This is a genomic window from Staphylococcus sp. NWU MKU2, from assembly GCF_033283605.1.
Classification (GTDB): Bacteria; Bacillota; Bacilli; order Staphylococcales; family Staphylococcaceae; genus Staphylococcus; species Staphylococcus haemolyticus.
Genome location: NZ_JAVSMH010000001.1, coordinates 307,119 through 323,757, shown reverse-complemented (window position 1 = coordinate 323,757; position 16,639 = coordinate 307,119). Strand labels below are relative to the sequence as shown.

20 protein-coding genes are annotated in these 16,639 nt (G+C 33.2%); 17 read left to right on the top strand and 3 right to left on the bottom strand.

Annotated features, from left to right (window positions below):
• Positions 1-64: 64 nt before the first annotated feature.
• From SBL15_RS01760 to SBL15_RS01740, 5 genes are all read left to right on the top strand, one after another.
• Positions 65-913 carry a DUF72 domain-containing protein gene (locus SBL15_RS01760; protein WP_053017942.1) on the top strand — a complete coding sequence of 283 codons (849 nt, stop codon included), beginning with the start codon at positions 65-67 and terminating at the stop codon, positions 911-913.
• A gap of 13 nt (positions 914-926) precedes the next feature.
• Positions 927-1,754 carry a sulfite exporter TauE/SafE family protein gene (locus tag SBL15_RS01755; RefSeq protein ID WP_053017943.1) on the top strand — a complete coding sequence of 276 codons (828 nt, stop codon included), beginning with the start codon at positions 927-929 and terminating at the stop codon, positions 1,752-1,754.
• A gap of 21 nt (positions 1,755-1,775) precedes the next feature.
• Complete coding sequence (locus SBL15_RS01750; protein WP_107611976.1) at positions 1,776-3,098, top strand: bifunctional metallophosphatase/5'-nucleotidase; 1,323 nt, start codon at positions 1,776-1,778, stop codon at positions 3,096-3,098.
• Positions 3,099-3,231: 133 nt separating this feature from the next.
• Positions 3,232-4,152 carry a lipoyl synthase gene (gene lipA / locus SBL15_RS01745; RefSeq protein WP_029376689.1) on the top strand — a complete coding sequence of 307 codons (921 nt, stop codon included), beginning with the start codon at positions 3,232-3,234 and terminating at the stop codon, positions 4,150-4,152.
• Positions 4,153-4,260: 108 nt separating this feature from the next.
• Positions 4,261-4,653 (top strand): YutD family protein, encoded by a 393-nt coding sequence (locus tag SBL15_RS01740; protein ID WP_011276293.1) that lies wholly within the window; start codon positions 4,261-4,263, stop codon positions 4,651-4,653.
• Positions 4,654-4,725: 72 nt separating this feature from the next.
• Here SBL15_RS01740 and SBL15_RS01735 read toward each other — a convergent pair whose 3' ends face one another.
• On the bottom strand, positions 4,726-4,992 hold the full coding sequence (locus SBL15_RS01735; RefSeq protein WP_317955004.1) for a DUF3055 domain-containing protein: 267 nt from the start codon (positions 4,990-4,992) through the stop codon (positions 4,726-4,728).
• A gap of 102 nt (positions 4,993-5,094) precedes the next feature.
• On the opposite strand from SBL15_RS01735, the gene SBL15_RS01730 reads away from it, so the two are divergent.
• The 8 genes from SBL15_RS01730 to dltD all read left to right on the top strand — a co-directional run bounded on the left by SBL15_RS01730 (position 5,095) and on the right by dltD (position 11,985).
• On the top strand, positions 5,095-5,529 hold the full coding sequence (locus SBL15_RS01730; protein WP_317955002.1) for a DUF86 domain-containing protein: 435 nt from the start codon (positions 5,095-5,097) through the stop codon (positions 5,527-5,529).
• Positions 5,529-6,320, top strand: coding sequence for a TIGR01457 family HAD-type hydrolase (locus SBL15_RS01725; RefSeq protein ID WP_107611973.1), 792 nt, complete (start codon positions 5,529-5,531; stop codon positions 6,318-6,320). The genes SBL15_RS01730 and SBL15_RS01725 overlap by 1 nt, the downstream gene beginning before the upstream one ends.
• A gap of 18 nt (positions 6,321-6,338) precedes the next feature.
• Positions 6,339-7,304: a 2-hydroxyacid dehydrogenase gene (locus tag SBL15_RS01720; RefSeq protein ID WP_107611972.1), complete on the top strand. Its 966-nt coding sequence runs from the start codon at positions 6,339-6,341 to the stop codon at positions 7,302-7,304.
• Positions 7,305-7,743: 439 nt separating this feature from the next.
• On the top strand, positions 7,744-7,872 hold the full coding sequence (locus SBL15_RS01715) for a teichoic acid D-Ala incorporation-associated protein DltX (RefSeq protein ID WP_160380485.1): 129 nt from the start codon (positions 7,744-7,746) through the stop codon (positions 7,870-7,872).
• A 14-nt stretch (positions 7,873-7,886) separates the two neighbouring features.
• Complete coding sequence (dltA, locus tag SBL15_RS01710) at positions 7,887-9,344, top strand: D-alanine--poly(phosphoribitol) ligase subunit DltA (RefSeq protein ID WP_107611971.1); 1,458 nt, start codon at positions 7,887-7,889, stop codon at positions 9,342-9,344.
• A complete protein-coding gene (gene dltB / locus SBL15_RS01705; protein ID WP_317955000.1) occupies positions 9,341-10,555 on the top strand; it encodes a D-alanyl-lipoteichoic acid biosynthesis protein DltB in 1,215 nt (404 codons plus the stop codon). Before dltA ends, dltB begins: the two co-directional genes overlap by 4 nt.
• Before the next feature lie 15 nt (positions 10,556-10,570).
• Complete coding sequence (gene dltC, locus SBL15_RS01700) at positions 10,571-10,807, top strand: D-alanine--poly(phosphoribitol) ligase subunit 2 (protein WP_011276285.1); 237 nt, start codon at positions 10,571-10,573, stop codon at positions 10,805-10,807.
• The gene (dltD, locus tag SBL15_RS01695) at positions 10,804-11,985 is read left to right on the top strand and encodes a D-alanyl-lipoteichoic acid biosynthesis protein DltD (protein ID WP_317954998.1); all 1,182 of its coding nucleotides are present in this window, start codon (positions 10,804-10,806) and stop codon (positions 11,983-11,985) included. Before dltC ends, dltD begins: the two co-directional genes overlap by 4 nt.
• A gap of 90 nt (positions 11,986-12,075) precedes the next feature.
• Here the strand turns inward: dltD and SBL15_RS01690 are convergent, their stop codons facing one another.
• On the bottom strand, positions 12,076-12,318 hold the full coding sequence (locus tag SBL15_RS01690) for a NifU family protein (protein WP_002433501.1): 243 nt from the start codon (positions 12,316-12,318) through the stop codon (positions 12,076-12,078).
• Positions 12,319-12,421: 103 nt separating this feature from the next.
• Here SBL15_RS01690 and SBL15_RS01685 point away from each other — a divergent pair, with 103 nt between their 5' ends.
• The gene (locus tag SBL15_RS01685) at positions 12,422-12,742 is read left to right on the top strand and encodes a YuzD family protein (RefSeq protein ID WP_107611968.1); all 321 of its coding nucleotides are present in this window, start codon (positions 12,422-12,424) and stop codon (positions 12,740-12,742) included.
• 260 nt (positions 12,743-13,002) lie between these two features.
• Here the strand turns inward: SBL15_RS01685 and SBL15_RS01680 are convergent, their stop codons facing one another.
• On the bottom strand, positions 13,003-14,067 hold the full coding sequence (locus SBL15_RS01680) for an NAD(P)/FAD-dependent oxidoreductase (RefSeq protein WP_107611967.1): 1,065 nt from the start codon (positions 14,065-14,067) through the stop codon (positions 13,003-13,005).
• Positions 14,068-14,421: 354 nt separating this feature from the next.
• Between SBL15_RS01680 and SBL15_RS01675 the strand changes: the two genes are divergently transcribed.
• The 3 genes from SBL15_RS01675 to SBL15_RS01665 all read left to right on the top strand — a co-directional run bounded on the left by SBL15_RS01675 (position 14,422) and on the right by SBL15_RS01665 (position 16,613).
• Positions 14,422-14,667, top strand: a complete 246-nt coding sequence (locus tag SBL15_RS01675; protein ID WP_037538976.1) for a YuzB family protein — start codon at positions 14,422-14,424, stop codon at positions 14,665-14,667.
• A 12-nt stretch (positions 14,668-14,679) separates the two neighbouring features.
• The gene (locus SBL15_RS01670) at positions 14,680-15,039 is read left to right on the top strand and encodes a HesB/IscA family protein (RefSeq protein WP_037538972.1); all 360 of its coding nucleotides are present in this window, start codon (positions 14,680-14,682) and stop codon (positions 15,037-15,039) included.
• Positions 15,040-15,404: 365 nt separating this feature from the next.
• On the top strand, positions 15,405-16,613 hold the full coding sequence (locus SBL15_RS01665; RefSeq protein WP_107611966.1) for an NAD(P)/FAD-dependent oxidoreductase: 1,209 nt from the start codon (positions 15,405-15,407) through the stop codon (positions 16,611-16,613).
• Positions 16,614-16,639 lie beyond the last annotated feature (26 nt).

Genomic DNA, 16,639 nt, shown 5'->3' with positions numbered 1-16,639 from the left:
AAAGATGATATAGAACAAGTGATATCATAAAATTGAATATGGTATCATATAGCTGGTGATAAAAATGATAAATATAGGTCTTACTGGATGGGGAGATCACGATTCTTTATATGAGGATTTAGAACGACAATCGGATAAGTTGCAAACATACGCTAGTCACTTTCCAATCGTTGAACTTGATGCATCTTACTACGCCATCCAACCTGAAAGAAATATCATGAAATGGATTAAAGAAACACCTGATCGTTTTGAATTTATAGTGAAGATTCATCAAGCACTTACACTACATGCAGATTATAAAGATTACGCAGAAACAAGAAGTGAATTATTCGAGCAATTCAAACAAATGCTACAACCACTTATAGATCATCACAAACTAGCTATGGTCTTAGTTCAATTTCCACCTTGGTTTGATTGTACGGCACAAAATATCAAGTATATCTTGTATGTTCGTCAACAATTGGCTGATATACCGATTTGCGTCGAGTTTCGACATCAATCATGGTTTAACGATCAATTTAAGGAACAAACGCTGTCATTTTTAACTGAGCATCACATTATCCATTCAGTAGTAGATGAGCCACAGGTGCGTGAAGGCTCAATACCACTAGTTAATCGTATTACTACTGAGACGGCTTTTGTACGCTATCATGGAAGAAATAGACAAGGCTGGACCAAAAAAGACATGACCGACCAAGAGTGGCGTGATGTGAGATACTTATATAACTACAACAAAGAAGAGCTTACCGATTTAGCTAATAAAGTTAGAATTATAGAACAAAAAGCTAAAAAGGTTTATGTCGTATTTAATAATAACTCGGGTGGGCATGCTGCTCAAAACGCTAAAACATATCAGGATATGTTAGATATTGAATACACAGGTTTAGCTCCGCAACAATTAAAATTATTCTAAGAGGCGAAATATAATGTTAGTGACAATTATTTTATTAGTGCTTATCGGCCTTTTCTCTGCTATTTTAGGGTCATTAGTAGGTATTGGTGGTGGAATCATTATTGTTCCAACACTGGTATACTTGGGCGTTACACACGATGTTTTACATGGTATTACACCACAAATAGCGATAGGAACATCATCGGTGATTCTAATCGTCACAGGCTTATCTTCATCATTAGGCTACTTAAAGACGAAGCAGGTAGATATTAAAAATGGCTCTATCTTCTTGTTTGGATTATTACCAGGTTCATTGTTAGGTTCATTTTTAAGTAGATATCTTACTTTAGAGTCTTTCAATTTATATTTCGGTATTTTTATGATTATTGTTTCAATTATTTTAATGGTAAGACATAAAATCAAACCGTTTAAGATTTTTGATAAAGAGAAATATCGTAAAACGTATGTTGATTCTGAAGGGAAGACATATCACTATAGCGTACCACCTTTATTTGCATTTGTTGCGACACTGTTCATTGGTATTTTAACAGGTCTATTCGGAATTGGTGGTGGCGCATTAATGACACCACTAATGTTAATTGTGTTCAGATTTCCACCACACGTTGCAGTTGGTACAAGCATGATGATGATTTTCTTTTCAAGTGTTATGAGTTCTATAGGTCACATTTTACAAGGACATGTTGCATGGTCATATTCTATAGTTCTTATTATTTCAAGTTATATTGGCGCCCAAATTGGCGTACGTGTTAACCACTCGATTAAATCTGAAACTGTTGTAACGCTATTACGTACGGTTATGTTGATAATGGGTGTATACTTAATTATTAAATCTTTTCTTTAAATAAATATAGGGGGAATTTAAGTGAAGTTAACCATTTTTCACACGAACGATATTCATAGTCATTTAAACGAATATGCACGTATTACATCTTATATGGCAGAACATAGACCTCAACTTCAACATCCCTCACTCTATTTAGATATAGGCGACCATGTGGATTTATCAGCACCAGTGACTCAAGCAACGATAGGTCGCAAGAATGTCGACTTGCTTAATGAGGCTCAGTGCGATATTGCGACGATAGGTAATAATGAAGGTATGACCATCTCTCATGAAGCATTAAATAATTTATATAATAATGCGACATTTAACGTCATTTGTACGAATGTTATTGATGAGGAAGGGAAGTTACCTCATAACATAGCCTCATCATGTATTAAAGAAATTGAAGGCGTACGTATTTTATTTGTGGCGGCAACAGCACCTTTCACACCATTTTACAGAGCACTTGATTGGATTGTAACGGATCCTTTAGAAGCGATTAAAGATGAAATCGCTAATCAACAGGGTAATTATGATGTACTTATTGTGATGAGTCATGTAGGCATCTTTTTTGATGAAAAATTATGCCAAGAGATTCCTGAAATTGATGTGATTCTTGGGAGTCATACACATCATCATTTTGATGAGGGTGAAATGAATAATGGCGTACTTATGGCAGCTGCCGGTAAATATGGTTATTATTTAGGTGAAGTTAATTTAACTATTGAAAATAAAAAGGTTGTTAGTAAAGAAGCGATTATTTATCCGGTTGAAACATTACCTATGGTTGAAACAGATTATGAGTCAGAAGGAAAGGCATTGATGAGTGAACCGGTGATTGATTATCCTATCAACTTAAGCAGTAAAACAGACGTCATTACTAAAACGACTTATTTATTAGCTGAAAGTGTATTTGAATTTACTAATACAGATTGTACTATCATAAATGCTGGTTTAATTGTAAAAGGAATTGAAGCGGATAGACTAACGGAATATGATATTCATAAAATGTTGCCACATCCAATTAATCTAGTGCGCGTACGTTTGACAGGTAGTGAATTGAAAAAAGTAATTGAAAAAAGTCAGAAGCAAGAATATATGCATGAACATGCTCAAGGATTAGGTTTTAGAGGAGATATATTTGGAGGCTATATTTTATATAATTGCGGTTTTATCCAGTCAGAAAATAGATTCTTTGTGAATGGTGAAGAGGTAGTTGATGATAAAATATACACTTTAGGAACAGTTGATATGTATACGTTTGGTAGATATTTCCCTATATTGAAAGGGAAGTCAATTGATTATATTATGCCTCAGTTCCTTAGAGATATCTTTAAAGATAAGTTATTGAGACTGCAATAGAATAACACAAATAGATTTATGTATATAATGGAATTAAATTCAAGGTTGAAATTTATGGTTTATTACGTTTTAATTTAATGTAAATTTCGTTATAATAGGAAAAGATAGATTATACAGGAGGGTATACGTGGTTATGGCTACTAAAAATGAAGAAATCTTACGTAAACCAGATTGGTTGAAAATTAAGCTTAACACGAACGAAAACTATATTGGCCTCAAGAAGATGATGCGTGAAAAGAACTTACACACTGTTTGCGAAGAAGCAAAGTGTCCAAATATACATGAATGTTGGGGAGCTAGACGAACTGCTACATTTATGATTTTAGGTGCAGTATGTACAAGAGCATGTCGTTTCTGTGCAGTTAAAACTGGCTTACCTAATGAATTAGACTTAAATGAACCAGAACGTGTTGCAGAATCAGTTGAGTTAATGAATTTAAAACACGTTGTTATCACTGCAGTTGCACGTGATGACTTAAGAGATGCAGGTTCTAACGTATATGCAGAAACTGTACGTAAAGTACGTGAACGTAATCCATTCACTACAATTGAAATCTTACCATCAGACATGGGTGGTGACTATGAAGCACTTGAAACATTAATGGCTTCTAAACCTGATATCTTAAACCATAATATCGAAACAGTACGTCGTTTAACTCCAAGAGTTCGTGCACGTGCAACATATGAAAGAACATTAGAGTTCTTACGTCGTTCTAAAGAACTGCAACCAGATATTCCTACTAAATCAAGCTTAATGGTTGGTTTAGGAGAAACGATTGAAGAGATTTATGAAACAATGGATGATCTTCGTGCAAATGATGTAGACATTTTAACAATTGGTCAATATTTACAACCATCACGTAAGCATTTAAAAGTTGAAAAATACTATACACCATTAGAATTTGGTAAATTAAGAAAAGTAGCTATGGACAAAGGTTTCAAACACTGTGAAGCTGGCCCAATGGTACGTAGTTCTTATCATGCCGACGAACAAGTAAATGAAGCGGCTAAAGAAAAACACCGTCTAGGTGAAGAAAAATTACAACAAAATTAATTTGAACAATTAAACGGTTTAGATTAAGTTTTTAGAGACTTAGGTTGCACATTTTAAATTGAATTGTGTAATCTAAGTTTTTATTATACGAGTTAAAGGTGACAAATTATGATTAAGATAGGTCAACAATATTTTGAAATCATTGAAGAATATAGATCATGCTTTGATGAAGAATTATTTGCATCGAGATATTCAGATATATTAGATAAGTATGATTTTATTGTAGGGGATTTTGGATATGATCAACTACGATTAAAAGGTTTTTATAAGGATACGAATAAAAAAGCTGAAATCTCGAAACGTTTTTCGAGTATTCAAGATTATATATTAGAATATTGCAATTTCGGTTGTCCTTATTTTGTATTACGTCATTTATCTAACAAAGAGGTACAACAATTAAATCATGATGAAGAGGATGTTATTTTGTCTGATTCTGAAGATAAATTACATGATGTTAAAATTAAACCTACCATTCAGGAAGTTAAGCACCAAGATGAGTAACTATAGAATTAATAAAATGAGCTGTGAAGAAATCTAAGAGAAGAGATTTTTTCACAGCTTTTAAAATAGTAATTATTGAATGACTTGATTAAGATATTCAATGATTTCATCACTTTCTTCTTGACTCTCACCTAAAATATGCGCGATATATCCTTCTTCTTCAATATCATCTGTCCCGATAATACCGAATTTGTTTGTTTGCATATTTAGCACAAGTGTCTTACCGTAATGACGATCTGTTTGAACGAGCATTAAATCATAACGGCTATGTTCACCTACAAAGCCTACAAACTTTACTTGGCTTTGTTCTTCATCATCATATAAGTACATATCTATCATAAGAGTAGAACTCCTTTTATCTTGTATTTTTAATTAAGTATAACGACAAATGAAGACCTATGCAAAACTGTGATATGATAGACATATTAAGAGGTGAAGGATATGTATTTTGTAGATAAAGATCAGCTTACTTTAAAATTAACTTACTTAAATCAATTAATTAAAGATTATGAATCGAATAAAGGAAATCATTATGCATTTGAACGTATCGCACAAATGTTAATTGAATCATCTGTGGATATAGGTAATATGATTATTGATGGTTTTATCTTGAGAGATCCAGGAAATTATAAAGATGTCATTGATATTCTTGAACTAGAAGGTGTTATTTCGAAATCTACTCAACAATATGTTAATGAAACAGTTGACGTTAGAAAACAGTTCGCACACCATTATACAGAACTTGATAATAGCAAGATTCAGCCATTATTTGACGAGACTTTGCCTTATTATGAACAGTTTATTCAAGAGGTAACTCAGTTCCTTGAGAAAGAGAATGTTCCAGTTACCGCTTTTGGAAAAGGAGACAACAAGTAATGAAGAATTATAAAGGTTATTTAATCGACTTAGATGGAACTATGTATCTAGGTACAGATGAAATCGATGGTGCAGCACAATTTATTGACTACTTAAACAATCATCAAATCCCGCATTTATATGTTACAAATAACTCTACAAAGACGCCTGAAGAGGTAACGCAAAAATTAAAAGAAATGAATATTGATGCGAAACCTGAGGAAGTTGTAACGTCTGCCTTAGCAACAGCAAATTATATTTCAGATGAGAAAAGTGATGCTACGGTATACATGCTTGGCGGCAGTGGCTTACGCACTGCTTTAACTGAAGCTGGATTAACTGTAAAAGATGATGAAAACGTTGATTATGTTGCGATTGGTTTAGATGAAAACGTTACTTACGAAAAATTAGCTGTGGCAACGCTTGCAGTACGTAAGGGTGCAAGATTTATTTCAACGAACCCTGATGTATCGATTCCTAAAGAACGTGGCTTCTTACCAGGTAATGGTGCGATTACAAGTGTTGTTAGTGTATCTACAGGTCAAGCACCACAATTTATTGGTAAACCGGAGCCGGTCATTATGGATATTGCTTTAGACATCTTGAAATTAGATAAATCAGACGTAGCAATGGTTGGCGATTTGTATGATACCGATATCATGTCTGGTATTAATGTCGGTGTTGACACAATTCATGTACAAACTGGTGTAACGACTTATGAAGAACTAAAAGAAAAAGACCAACAACCTACACATTCATTTAAAGACTTAAATGTAGCAATTTCAGAATTAGAAAGAAATGCCCAAAAATAAAAAGAGGGGTGGCATGACATGGTTAAAATTCTAGTCACACGTCAAATTCCAGATCGTTTCGTAGAGCAATTGGAACAGTTCGGCGACGTTAAGGTGTGGGAAAAAGCATTTGAACCTATGCCTAGAGAGCAATTTTTAAAAGAATTAGAAGATGTTGATGCATGTTTCATCACATTAAGTGAAAAGATTGATGCCACATGTCTCGAACATGCTAAACATGTAAAGGTAATAGCAAATATGGCGGTTGGTTTTGACAACATTGATGTTAAATTAGCTCAAGAAAAAGGTATAGTCGTTACTAATACACCTCGAGTACTTACGGAAACGACAGCCGAGTTAGGGTTTACGTTAATGTTAACTGTGGCACGACGTATTGTTGAAGCTGAAAAATATGTACAAGATGGTGAATGGAAAAGTTGGGGACCATACTTATTATCTGGTAAGGATGTTCATGGTTCAACTGTAGGTATTTATGGTATGGGTGATATTGGAAAGAGTTTTGCACGTCGACTTCAAGGATTTAATACAACTATCTTGTATCATAATCGTTCAAGACATGAAGATGCGGAAACAGAACTAAATGCAAGTTATGTATCCTTTGATACATTATTAGCAGACAGTGATTTTGTCGTTTGTACTGCGCCATTGACACCTGAAACTGAGAATAAGTTTAATAAAGATGCATTTTCAAAAATGAAAAACGATGCAATCTTCATTAATATCGGCCGCGGTGCTATTGTAGACGAGGATGCTCTAATTGATGCATTGGACAATCATGAAATTGGTGGATGTGGTTTAGACGTCTTACGTGAGGAACCTATTAAACTTGATCACCCTCTCTTGAAAATGGAGAATGCAGTCATACTACCGCATATAGGTAGTGCTTCTGTAGCAACTAGAGATCGAATGATTCAATTATGTGTTGATAACATTGCTGCGATATTAAAAGGAGCAAAACCGTTGACTCCGATTACTAATAAATAAATTTTAAGAACTTCTAACGTTCAGGTAAAGATTTAACCATGAACGATAGAGGTTCTTTTATTATAACTAACAGTTTTGTTATACCGTATGTAATTGTTAAGCTAACTATTTGGTACTAATATAATTATTGTCATTTGAATTCATCATTGCCACTAATGCAGTGTTGTTGATAGTAACATTAACGCATAAAATCTTATTAATTTTTTAAGTGTTAATTTAGCATCATTAGCACAATAGTTTGAAGTGAAAAATTTAATTTGCCTTAAAATCAAATTTTAATTATAATAAGATGAATGTATAATATATAAAAATTATATTTAATGAATTTTGTTTTGTTTTCGGGAATTCGGTTTTAACTCAGGAGTAGGACGAATACTTCACTCCGATATTTGAAATGATAGTGAGGTGCAATAGTGCATTGAAAGAGAATAATCATAAGATGATGCAATATTATGAGAAAGCTAAACCTTATTTATTAACACTTTTATATTTAGCGATATTTATTGCGCTGTACCTAATTTATGGTTCCGGCGATACACATAATAATTTCATTTACAATGAATTTTAATAAGGAGTCTAATTATGACAGATATCATAAATTTAATAAATGACTTCGGTCAAAGTAATCCTGAACGTGTAGCAGTTAGACATAAAGATGAAGAATTAACATATCAACAATTAATGGATGAATCTAGTAAATTAGCGCATCTATTACAAGATAATCATAAGCCGTTAATCGTTTATGGACATATGTCACCTTACATGTTAGTAGGAATGATAGGTGCTATCAAAGCAGGTTGTGGCTATGTACCTATTGACACTTCAGTACCAAGTGAACGTGTGAATATGATTATAAATAAAGTACAACCGGACATTATATTTAACACAACAGATACACAATTAAATCATTCCAATATACAAGAACTTACAATCCAAAGTATCCAAGATTCTGATAATCCAACACTATTTGACAGTCAAATGGGATTAACGGATGTTGTATATACTATTTTTACATCTGGTTCAACAGGTGAGCCTAAAGGTGTTCAGATCGAATATGCAAGTTTAATAGAATTTGCAGAATGGATGGTATCACTTAATGAATCAGAAGGTTCACAAGAGTGGTTAAATCAAGCACCATTCTCGTTCGATTTATCAGTCATGGCAATTTATCCTTGTTTAACATCAGGTGGCACACTTAATTTAGTAGATAAAGAAATGATCAATAAACCTAAATTACTCAATGAAATGTTAGTTAATACACCAATCAATGCATGGGTATCTACACCATCATTTATGGAAATGTGCCTGCTATTACCTAACCTTAACGAATCAAGTTACCCAAGCTTAAATCATTTCTTCTTCTGTGGAGAAATCTTACCTCATAGAACTGCGAAAGCACTTTTAGATAGATATCCAAGTGCAGTGGTTTATAACACGTATGGACCTACGGAAGCGACAGTAGCTGTTACAGGTATTAAATTAACACCTGAAATTATTGAAGCTTATAACCCGCTACCTGTTGGTGTTTCAAGACCTAACACATCATTGTTTACAACAGACGAAGATGAACTTGTTATTAAAGGTAATAGTGTTAGTCTTGGGTATTTAGATAACAAAGAAAAAACAGATGCGGTATTTAACTTTGAAGATGGACTTCGTATATATCATACGGGTGATAAAGCCATCGAGAAAGATGGGCAATGGTTCATACAAGGAAGAATTGATTTCCAAATTAAACTTAACGGTTACCGAATGGAATTGGAAGAAATTGAAACGCAACTTAGACAATCAGAATTTGTTAGAGAAACTGTTGTCGTTCCAGTATATAAAAATAATAAAGTAATACATTTAATCGGTGCTGTCGTTCCGACTGAAGAAGTTAAAGATGATTTAGAAATGACAAGACAAATTAAATCTGAACTAAAATCTCGCTTACCTGAATATATGATTCCGAGAAAATTTGTTTGGATGAAACAGTTACCATTAACGTCAAACGGAAAGCTTGATCGTAAACAAGTCGCAGAGGATATTAACGCATGATTCCATATGGCACGTTTACCTTCTTCTTAGTTGCATTTATAGTACTTTTACCAGTCATCATACTCGGTTTTTTAGGTAAGCGAAGCTATATTTATAACGGTTTAAGTACTGCAATTATGATTGTCGTCATCTTTTCATCAGATAAACATAATTTATTCGGTAATAAATATTTAAGTATTCAACTCATTAGTTTTGTAATTTATCTCATATGGCAAGTGTTATTAATCATGGGATATTATAAATCAAGACAGAAGATTAATACATTTAGCAAATTTGTCATTGTTATGATTTTATCCATTTTCCCATTAGCGATTGTTAAAGTATTACAAAGCTCATGGCTAGGTGGTCAACAAATCCATTTCCATGAACACAAGCTTATAGAATTTGTAGGTTTCCTAGGTATTTCTTATGTAACGTTTAAAAGTGTGCAATTAATTATGGAGATTCGAGATGGATCTATTAAAGAGATCAAAGTTGGGAAATTATTCCAATTCATTTCTTTCTTCCCAACGGTGTCTTCAGGGCCAATTGATCGCTATAAACGTTTTGTTAAAGACGATAAAAAGGTTCCTACAAGTGAACAATATAGGGAAATGGTTGCCAAAGCGATACACATGATTATGCTTGGATTTTTATACAAGTATATTATCGCTTATTTAATCAATGTTTATGCAATTCATCCATTATTAATGAATCTAGATGGATTTACTCATAAATGGCTATATATGTATGCTTATAGTTTCTATTTATTCTTTGATTTTGCAGGATATAGCTTGTTTGCTGTAGCAGTAAGTTATTTATACGGTATTAATACACCGCCTAACTTTAAGCAACCTTTCAAAGCTAAAAATATAAAAGACTTCTGGAATAGATGGCATATGTCATTATCATTCTGGTTTAGAGATTGTATTTATATGCGTACATTATTCTATATGTCACGTAAAAAAACATTTAAAAGTCAATTTGCGATGTCTAATTTCGCATTCTTCTTAAACTTCTTTATCATGGGTGTGTGGCATGGTTTAGAGTTATTCTATATCGTTTATGGTATTTACCATGGACTAATGTTTATTGGTTATGGATACTATGAACGTTGGAGAAAGAAACATCCACCACGTTGGCAAAATGGTTTTACTACAGCGTTGAGTATTATCATTACTTTCCATTTTGTAGCATTTGGATTTTTAATCTTTTCAGGAAAATTAATTTAAAAGGAGTCATAAATTATGGAATTTAAAGAACAAGTATTAGATTTATTAGCTGATGTGGCAGAAAATGATGTTGTAAAAGAGAACCCTGATGTTGAAATCTTCGAAGAGGGTATCATCGATTCATTCCAAACGGTAGGTTTATTACTTGAGATTCAAAACAGATTAGGCATTGAAGTATCTATCATGGATTTCGATCGTGATGAGTGGGCAACTCCAAACAAAATTGTTGAAGCATTAGAAGAATTACGATGAAATTAAAACCATTTTTACCAATTATTATTAGCGGCATTTTATTTCTAGCCTTCGTGTTAATGCCTGCTAGCTGGTTTACTGGATTAGTTACAAACAAGGCTGTCGCTAATAATAGAATATCTTTAACAGATCAAGTTCTTAAAGGTACGCTCATTCAAAATAAACTATTTAGTAGTGATAAATATTATCCAATATATGGGTCAAGTGAACTAAATAAATTAGATCCATTTAACCCTGCATTTGCTCTAAATCATAGAAAACATACTAAACCAATTTTTCTAATTGGTACGGGTGGTAATACAGATTTAATCAATGCAATTGAATTAGCTGGTCAATATGATCAACTAAAAGGGAAAAAGATGACATTTATTATTTCACCACAATGGTTTAGTACACATGGTGTTAATGATCGTGATTTTGCAGCACGTACAACACCAAATCAAATTAATCAGTTATTTCAACAAAAAGATATGCCTTCAGAATTAAAAGAGAGATACGCCAAACGCTTATTACAATTTAAAAGTGCGTCGAATAAAGAATTCTTGAAAGACGTCGTAAATAATCACGGTGAAGTAGATGGTAACTATGTTTCTCGTTTTAAAGAGAATCAGCTATTAAAAATTGAAGCGATTAAAACTTACTTCTCATTAGATAAGTCGCCATTATCAAATGTGAAACCTGTGACTGAGCCAAATGTATCATGGCAGGAAATGCAAGATAAAGCTGTGACATTAGGTGAGAAACGCTCATCATCAAATAATTATGGAATACGTAATGAATATTGGGAAAAACTTATGCATAAAAAGCCAATGAATCATCGTAAATATGAGTTTAAAATGAACTCTCCAGAATTTAATGATTTATCATTGTTAGTGGATACAATGCATAATGCAGGTGCAGACGTACAATATGTTATTTTACCGGTGAATGGTAAATGGTATGATCACTTAGGTATTGAACGCTCAACAAGAGAACCAGTCTATAAGAAAATACATCAAACTGTAGTAGCACATGGTGGTAAGGTGTATGATATGTCAGATAAAGATTATGAGAAATATGTTCTTAGTGATGTCGTTCACGTAGGTTGGAAAGGTTGGGCTCACATGAACCAACATATTGTTCAACATATGAATGATGACAAAAACCCGCATAACAAAGATTATAATAAACAACATTAACACCAATAATTAACAAAAGCACCAACGCGCAGAGTTTAAGAACTCTGCGCGTTGGTGCTTTATTGGATATATATCATATATGTTAGACGCTTAGAATACTTGTTCAACTTCAATAACGCCTGGAACTTCTTCGTGTAACGCACGTTCAATGCCGGCTTTTAATGTGATTGTTGAGCTAGGACAAGTACCACAAGCTCCGTGTAATTGTAATTTCACGATACCATCTTCTACATCTACTAATGTACAGTCTCCACCATCACGTAATAAAAATGGACGTAAACGTTCAATGACTTCAGCTACTTGATCAAACATTGTTGCATTCTCAGTAGGCATGAGATATGTCTCCTTTCAAGTAAATTACTTCATAAATTCATTATTAATTTATTATAATAGATAAAGAAAGAAAAATCTATAAAACAAAACGGGGGATTTGAGTATGACTAAAGTAAGCGTGATAGTATATGGCGCTGATGTCGTATGTGCAAGTTGCGTCAATGCACCAACATCTATTAATACATTTGAATGGATTAAGCCTTTATTAGAAAGAAAGTATCCAGACATTCAATTTGAATACACATACATTGATTTTCAAAATCAAACAGATAATCTAAGTGATCATGACCAACAGTATATTGAACAAATTGAGGAAGATGAGTTATTTTATCCTTTAATTACAATGAATGATGAGTATGTAGCAGATGGTTACATTCAAACAAAGCAAATTACAAACTTTGTAGATAAACATTTTGCAAAATAATTTAAAGTATAATTCTTGAGAAAAAGAGGTTGGGGTAGGGAGTGGGACAGAATTCTTTTAAAATTCGTCGTCCACTCCCAGCTTGCTTTGCTTGTAGAATTTCTTGATGAAATTCTCTTTGCTGGGGCCCCGCCCGCAAGGATGACTAGAACTGAGAAAAGCTTGATTTAAGCGCCTTCTCAGTTCAGTCAGCTACTGCGAATTTGCTAAATAGCATTATTATATTATTTATGTCCCAAACTGTACCCCATATTTTAATACTAACCATTATGGTATTTATATAACCATAAGACGCCCGATTTAAGTATATGAGCAAGACGTCCGGTAACTGTACGGTCCATAATATAGGCAAAGCCTTTTTTCTCGCCAAGAGAACCAAGGAAACCTTGTACTTTTAATTCAGGCATTTTATCTGGTAATGGTTCATTATTCCATTGTTTCTTAAGTACATCAGCGATTTGATCACCTTGAACTTCAGCTAATTGTGCACTTGGTGCATGAGGTAAATCAGCACAATCTCCGACTATAAATACATTAAGGTATGTTGGAACTTGATGATATTGGTTGATGATGACACGTCCACTTCGATTGATATCAATCGGTAAATGTCTTACAACTTCAACCGGTTGAATTCCAGCAGTCCAGACAACTAAATCAACATTTTCTGGTGTACCACTATTATAGATTTTTCCTGGTTCCACTTTATCAATTAAAGAATTAGGCACTACTTTAACATTGTTTTCACGGAACCATTTAGCGATATAATTGCTTAATTTTTCAGGGAAATTCCTTAAAATTCGCTCACCACGGTCATATAGTATGACTTCTAAATCTTCACGACTTTCACGAAGCTCACTTGCTAACTCGATGCCGCTTAAGCCAGCACCAACAATACCTACACTGGCGCCACTAGGTAATTCACTAATACTATGAAATGTTTCGCGCGCTTTGGAGAGTGTTTGAATACTATGCGTGTATTCCTCAGCACCAGGAACATTATGATATTTATCTTCACAACCTAAGCCAATAACTAATTCATCATAATCTACTTTTGTATTACCAACAGATACGATTTGAGCATCTAAATCAATATCATTAATTTCTCCATAAATTGTATTAACGCGTTTTGAATCAGGAAAATTCATACGAACATCACTATCAGACTTAGTACCCGCAGCTAAAGCATAAAATTCTGGTTTCAAGCCATGGAATGGCATACGATCAATTAACGTTAAAGTATAATTTTCTGGTAATGCATCAGGTAAGATACGCGACATGATACGCATATTACCATAGCCGCCACCAAGTAATACTAAATTTTTCATCTGTTATACCCCTTTATAAAAATTTGTTATTCCGAAATAATTTTGACTAATACCCTTTGAATTAAGCAAACTTTAGTAAATTGTTTGAAACTTTTATTTAAAAATTTCAAACAATCAAAGTAGTTTATCAACCACATTTATTGCCCCTAACAATAAAGTGTATGATATATGTATATGGTTATTATATCTTTTTTTTAAAATGACTACAATGAAATGTGTGGTAGGGAAACTAAGCTAAAGATATAGGTGTGTATTGTTGTTCTAAATAATATGAAAATGATGAGCGAGGACAATGCAGTCCAAGTTAAGATTTGTTATAATAATATAATTAAAAAATGAAGAAGAAGGTGAAGTATGTTTCCATTAGTCGAATTTTGCATTTCAAATATGGCAAAAGGTGGAGACTACGTTTACGATAAACTTGAGAATGATCCTGATGTGGATGTATTAGAATACGGATGTTTAAATAATTGTGGCGTATGTTCATGTGGGTTGTATGCATTGGTAGATGGTGATACTGTTGAAGGTGATACACCAGATGAGTTATTAAATAATATTTATAAACATATAGAAGAGAATGACTTTACTAACTTATTATAGGAGGAATGGTTTATGTCAACTGTAACATTAACTGAAGCAGCAGCTTATGAAGTAAAAGATATGTTGAAAAGTAATGACATGGAAGATGGATATTTAAAGATTAAAGTAAACGGTGGCGGCTGTACAGGTCTAACATATGGTATGTCAGCTGAAGAACAACCAGGAGAAAATGATGAAGTACTTGAATTTTATGGATTAAAAGTATTAGTAGACAAATATGATGTGCCTGTATTAAATGGTACGACAATTGATTTCAAACAATCTTTAATGGGTGGAGGATTCCAAATTGATAACCCTAATGCAATCGCTTCATGTGGTTGTGGTAGTTCATTTAGAACTGCTAAAGTAGCTGGAAATCCGGAAGAATGCTAATATAATTGCAAGTAATTTATCACTAAGGGTAATCCTTTAAGACAGTAATTTTCAGGATAATATGATTATTTTAATAATAGTCTTGTTGTTGCTTGAAAATGAACTATAAAAGCTATAAAATTGAAGATGGATTGAACTTTGTCTTTTTTGTGAACTAAAGTTCATAAAATCGAACTGAAAATGAAAGTGTTGACTAAGACTATAAATGGGGATGAACAATAGGTTAAGTGCAAAGTCTTTTAAATGAATCAGATAAACATATATTAAGGTAAAATATATTGTTACATCTGAACTTTGTTATGTTCTGAAATTTGTAGCCTTTTTCTACATTTAAGAAAATAATTATGAAAGCTTAGGTGAATGAAATGGCACAAGATCGTAAAAAAGTACTTGTTTTAGGTGCAGGTTATGCTGGTTTACAAACAGTAACTAAATTACAAAAAGAACTTTCTGCTGACGAAGCGTATATTACATTAATTAACAAAAATAAATATCACTACGAAGCAACTTGGTTACATGAAGCTTCAGCTGGTACATTAAACTATGAAGATTTAATTTACCCAATTGAAAGTGTAATTAAAGAAGATAAAGTTAAATTTATCAATGCAGAAGTAACTAAAATCGACCGTAACGCTAAAAAAGTAGAAACTAATCACGGTATCTATGATTACGACATTTTAGTAGTAGCATTAGGTTTCGAAAGTGAAACATTTGGTATTAATGGTATGAAAGACTATGCATTCCAAATTGAAAATATTGAAACTGCACGTAAATTATCTCGTCACATCGAAGATAAATTTGCAAACTATGCAGCTTCTAAAGAAAAAGATGATAAAGACTTAGCTATCTTAGTTGGTGGTGCAGGCTTTACAGGTATCGAATTCTTAGGTGAATTAACTGAAAGAATTCCTGAATTATGTAATAAATACGGTGTTGATCAAAACAAAGTTAGAGTAACTTGTGTTGAAGCTGCACCAAAAATGTTACCAATGTTCTCTGATGAATTAGTTAATTACGCAGTTAACTACTTAGAAGACCGTGGTGTTGAATTCAAAATTGCTACACCAATCGTTGCTTGTAACGAAAAAGGTTTCGTAGTTAAAATTAATGATCAAGAACAACAATTAGAAGCTGGCACAGCAATCTGGGCTGCTGGTGTTCGTGGTAGTAAATTAATGGAAGAATCATTCGAAGGTGTTAAACGTGGTCGTATCGTGACTAAACAAGATTTAACTATTGAAGGTCATGATGATATCTTTGTTATTGGTGACGTTTCAGCATTCATCCCAGCTGGTGAAGAACGTCCATTACCAACTACAGCACAAATTGCAATGCAACAAGGTGAACACGTTGCGAAAAGCATTAAAAACATCTTAAACGGTCAAGCAGCTACAGACTTTGAATATGTTGATCGTGGTACTGTATGTTCATTAGGTGCACATGATGGTGTTGGTATCGTATACGGTAGAGACATTACTGGTAAAAAAGCTGCATTCATGAAAAAAGTTATCGATACTCGTGCAGTATTCAAAATCGGTGGCGTAGGCTTAGCATTCAAAAAAGGTAAATTCTAAGTTTCTAATATAAATTATCTAATATG

Coding starts and splice junctions, on each gene's coding strand:
- SBL15_RS01760 (WP_053017942.1), top strand. CDS start 65: ATGATAAATATAGGTCTTACTGGATGGGGAGATCACGATTCTTTATAT.
- SBL15_RS01755 (WP_053017943.1), top strand. CDS start 927: ATGTTAGTGACAATTATTTTATTAGTGCTTATCGGCCTTTTCTCTGCT.
- lipA (WP_029376689.1), top strand. CDS start 3,232: ATGGCTACTAAAAATGAAGAAATCTTACGTAAACCAGATTGGTTGAAA.
- SBL15_RS01740 (WP_011276293.1), top strand. CDS start 4,261: ATGATTAAGATAGGTCAACAATATTTTGAAATCATTGAAGAATATAGA.
- SBL15_RS01735 (WP_317955004.1), bottom strand. CDS start 4,992: ATGATAGATATGTACTTATATGATGATGAAGAACAAAGCCAAGTAAAG.
- SBL15_RS01730 (WP_317955002.1), top strand. CDS start 5,095: ATGTATTTTGTAGATAAAGATCAGCTTACTTTAAAATTAACTTACTTA.
- SBL15_RS01725 (WP_107611973.1), top strand. CDS start 5,529: ATGAAGAATTATAAAGGTTATTTAATCGACTTAGATGGAACTATGTAT.
- SBL15_RS01720 (WP_107611972.1), top strand. CDS start 6,339: ATGGTTAAAATTCTAGTCACACGTCAAATTCCAGATCGTTTCGTAGAG.
- SBL15_RS01715 (WP_160380485.1), top strand. CDS start 7,744: ATGATGCAATATTATGAGAAAGCTAAACCTTATTTATTAACACTTTTA.
- dltA (WP_107611971.1), top strand. CDS start 7,887: ATGACAGATATCATAAATTTAATAAATGACTTCGGTCAAAGTAATCCT.
- dltB (WP_317955000.1), top strand. CDS start 9,341: ATGATTCCATATGGCACGTTTACCTTCTTCTTAGTTGCATTTATAGTA.
- dltC (WP_011276285.1), top strand. CDS start 10,571: ATGGAATTTAAAGAACAAGTATTAGATTTATTAGCTGATGTGGCAGAA.
- dltD (WP_317954998.1), top strand. CDS start 10,804: ATGAAATTAAAACCATTTTTACCAATTATTATTAGCGGCATTTTATTT.
- SBL15_RS01690 (WP_002433501.1), bottom strand. CDS start 12,318: ATGCCTACTGAGAATGCAACAATGTTTGATCAAGTAGCTGAAGTCATT.
- SBL15_RS01685 (WP_107611968.1), top strand. CDS start 12,422: ATGACTAAAGTAAGCGTGATAGTATATGGCGCTGATGTCGTATGTGCA.
- SBL15_RS01680 (WP_107611967.1), bottom strand. CDS start 14,067: ATGAAAAATTTAGTATTACTTGGTGGCGGCTATGGTAATATGCGTATC.
- SBL15_RS01675 (WP_037538976.1), top strand. CDS start 14,422: ATGTTTCCATTAGTCGAATTTTGCATTTCAAATATGGCAAAAGGTGGA.
- SBL15_RS01670 (WP_037538972.1), top strand. CDS start 14,680: ATGTCAACTGTAACATTAACTGAAGCAGCAGCTTATGAAGTAAAAGAT.
- SBL15_RS01665 (WP_107611966.1), top strand. CDS start 15,405: ATGGCACAAGATCGTAAAAAAGTACTTGTTTTAGGTGCAGGTTATGCT.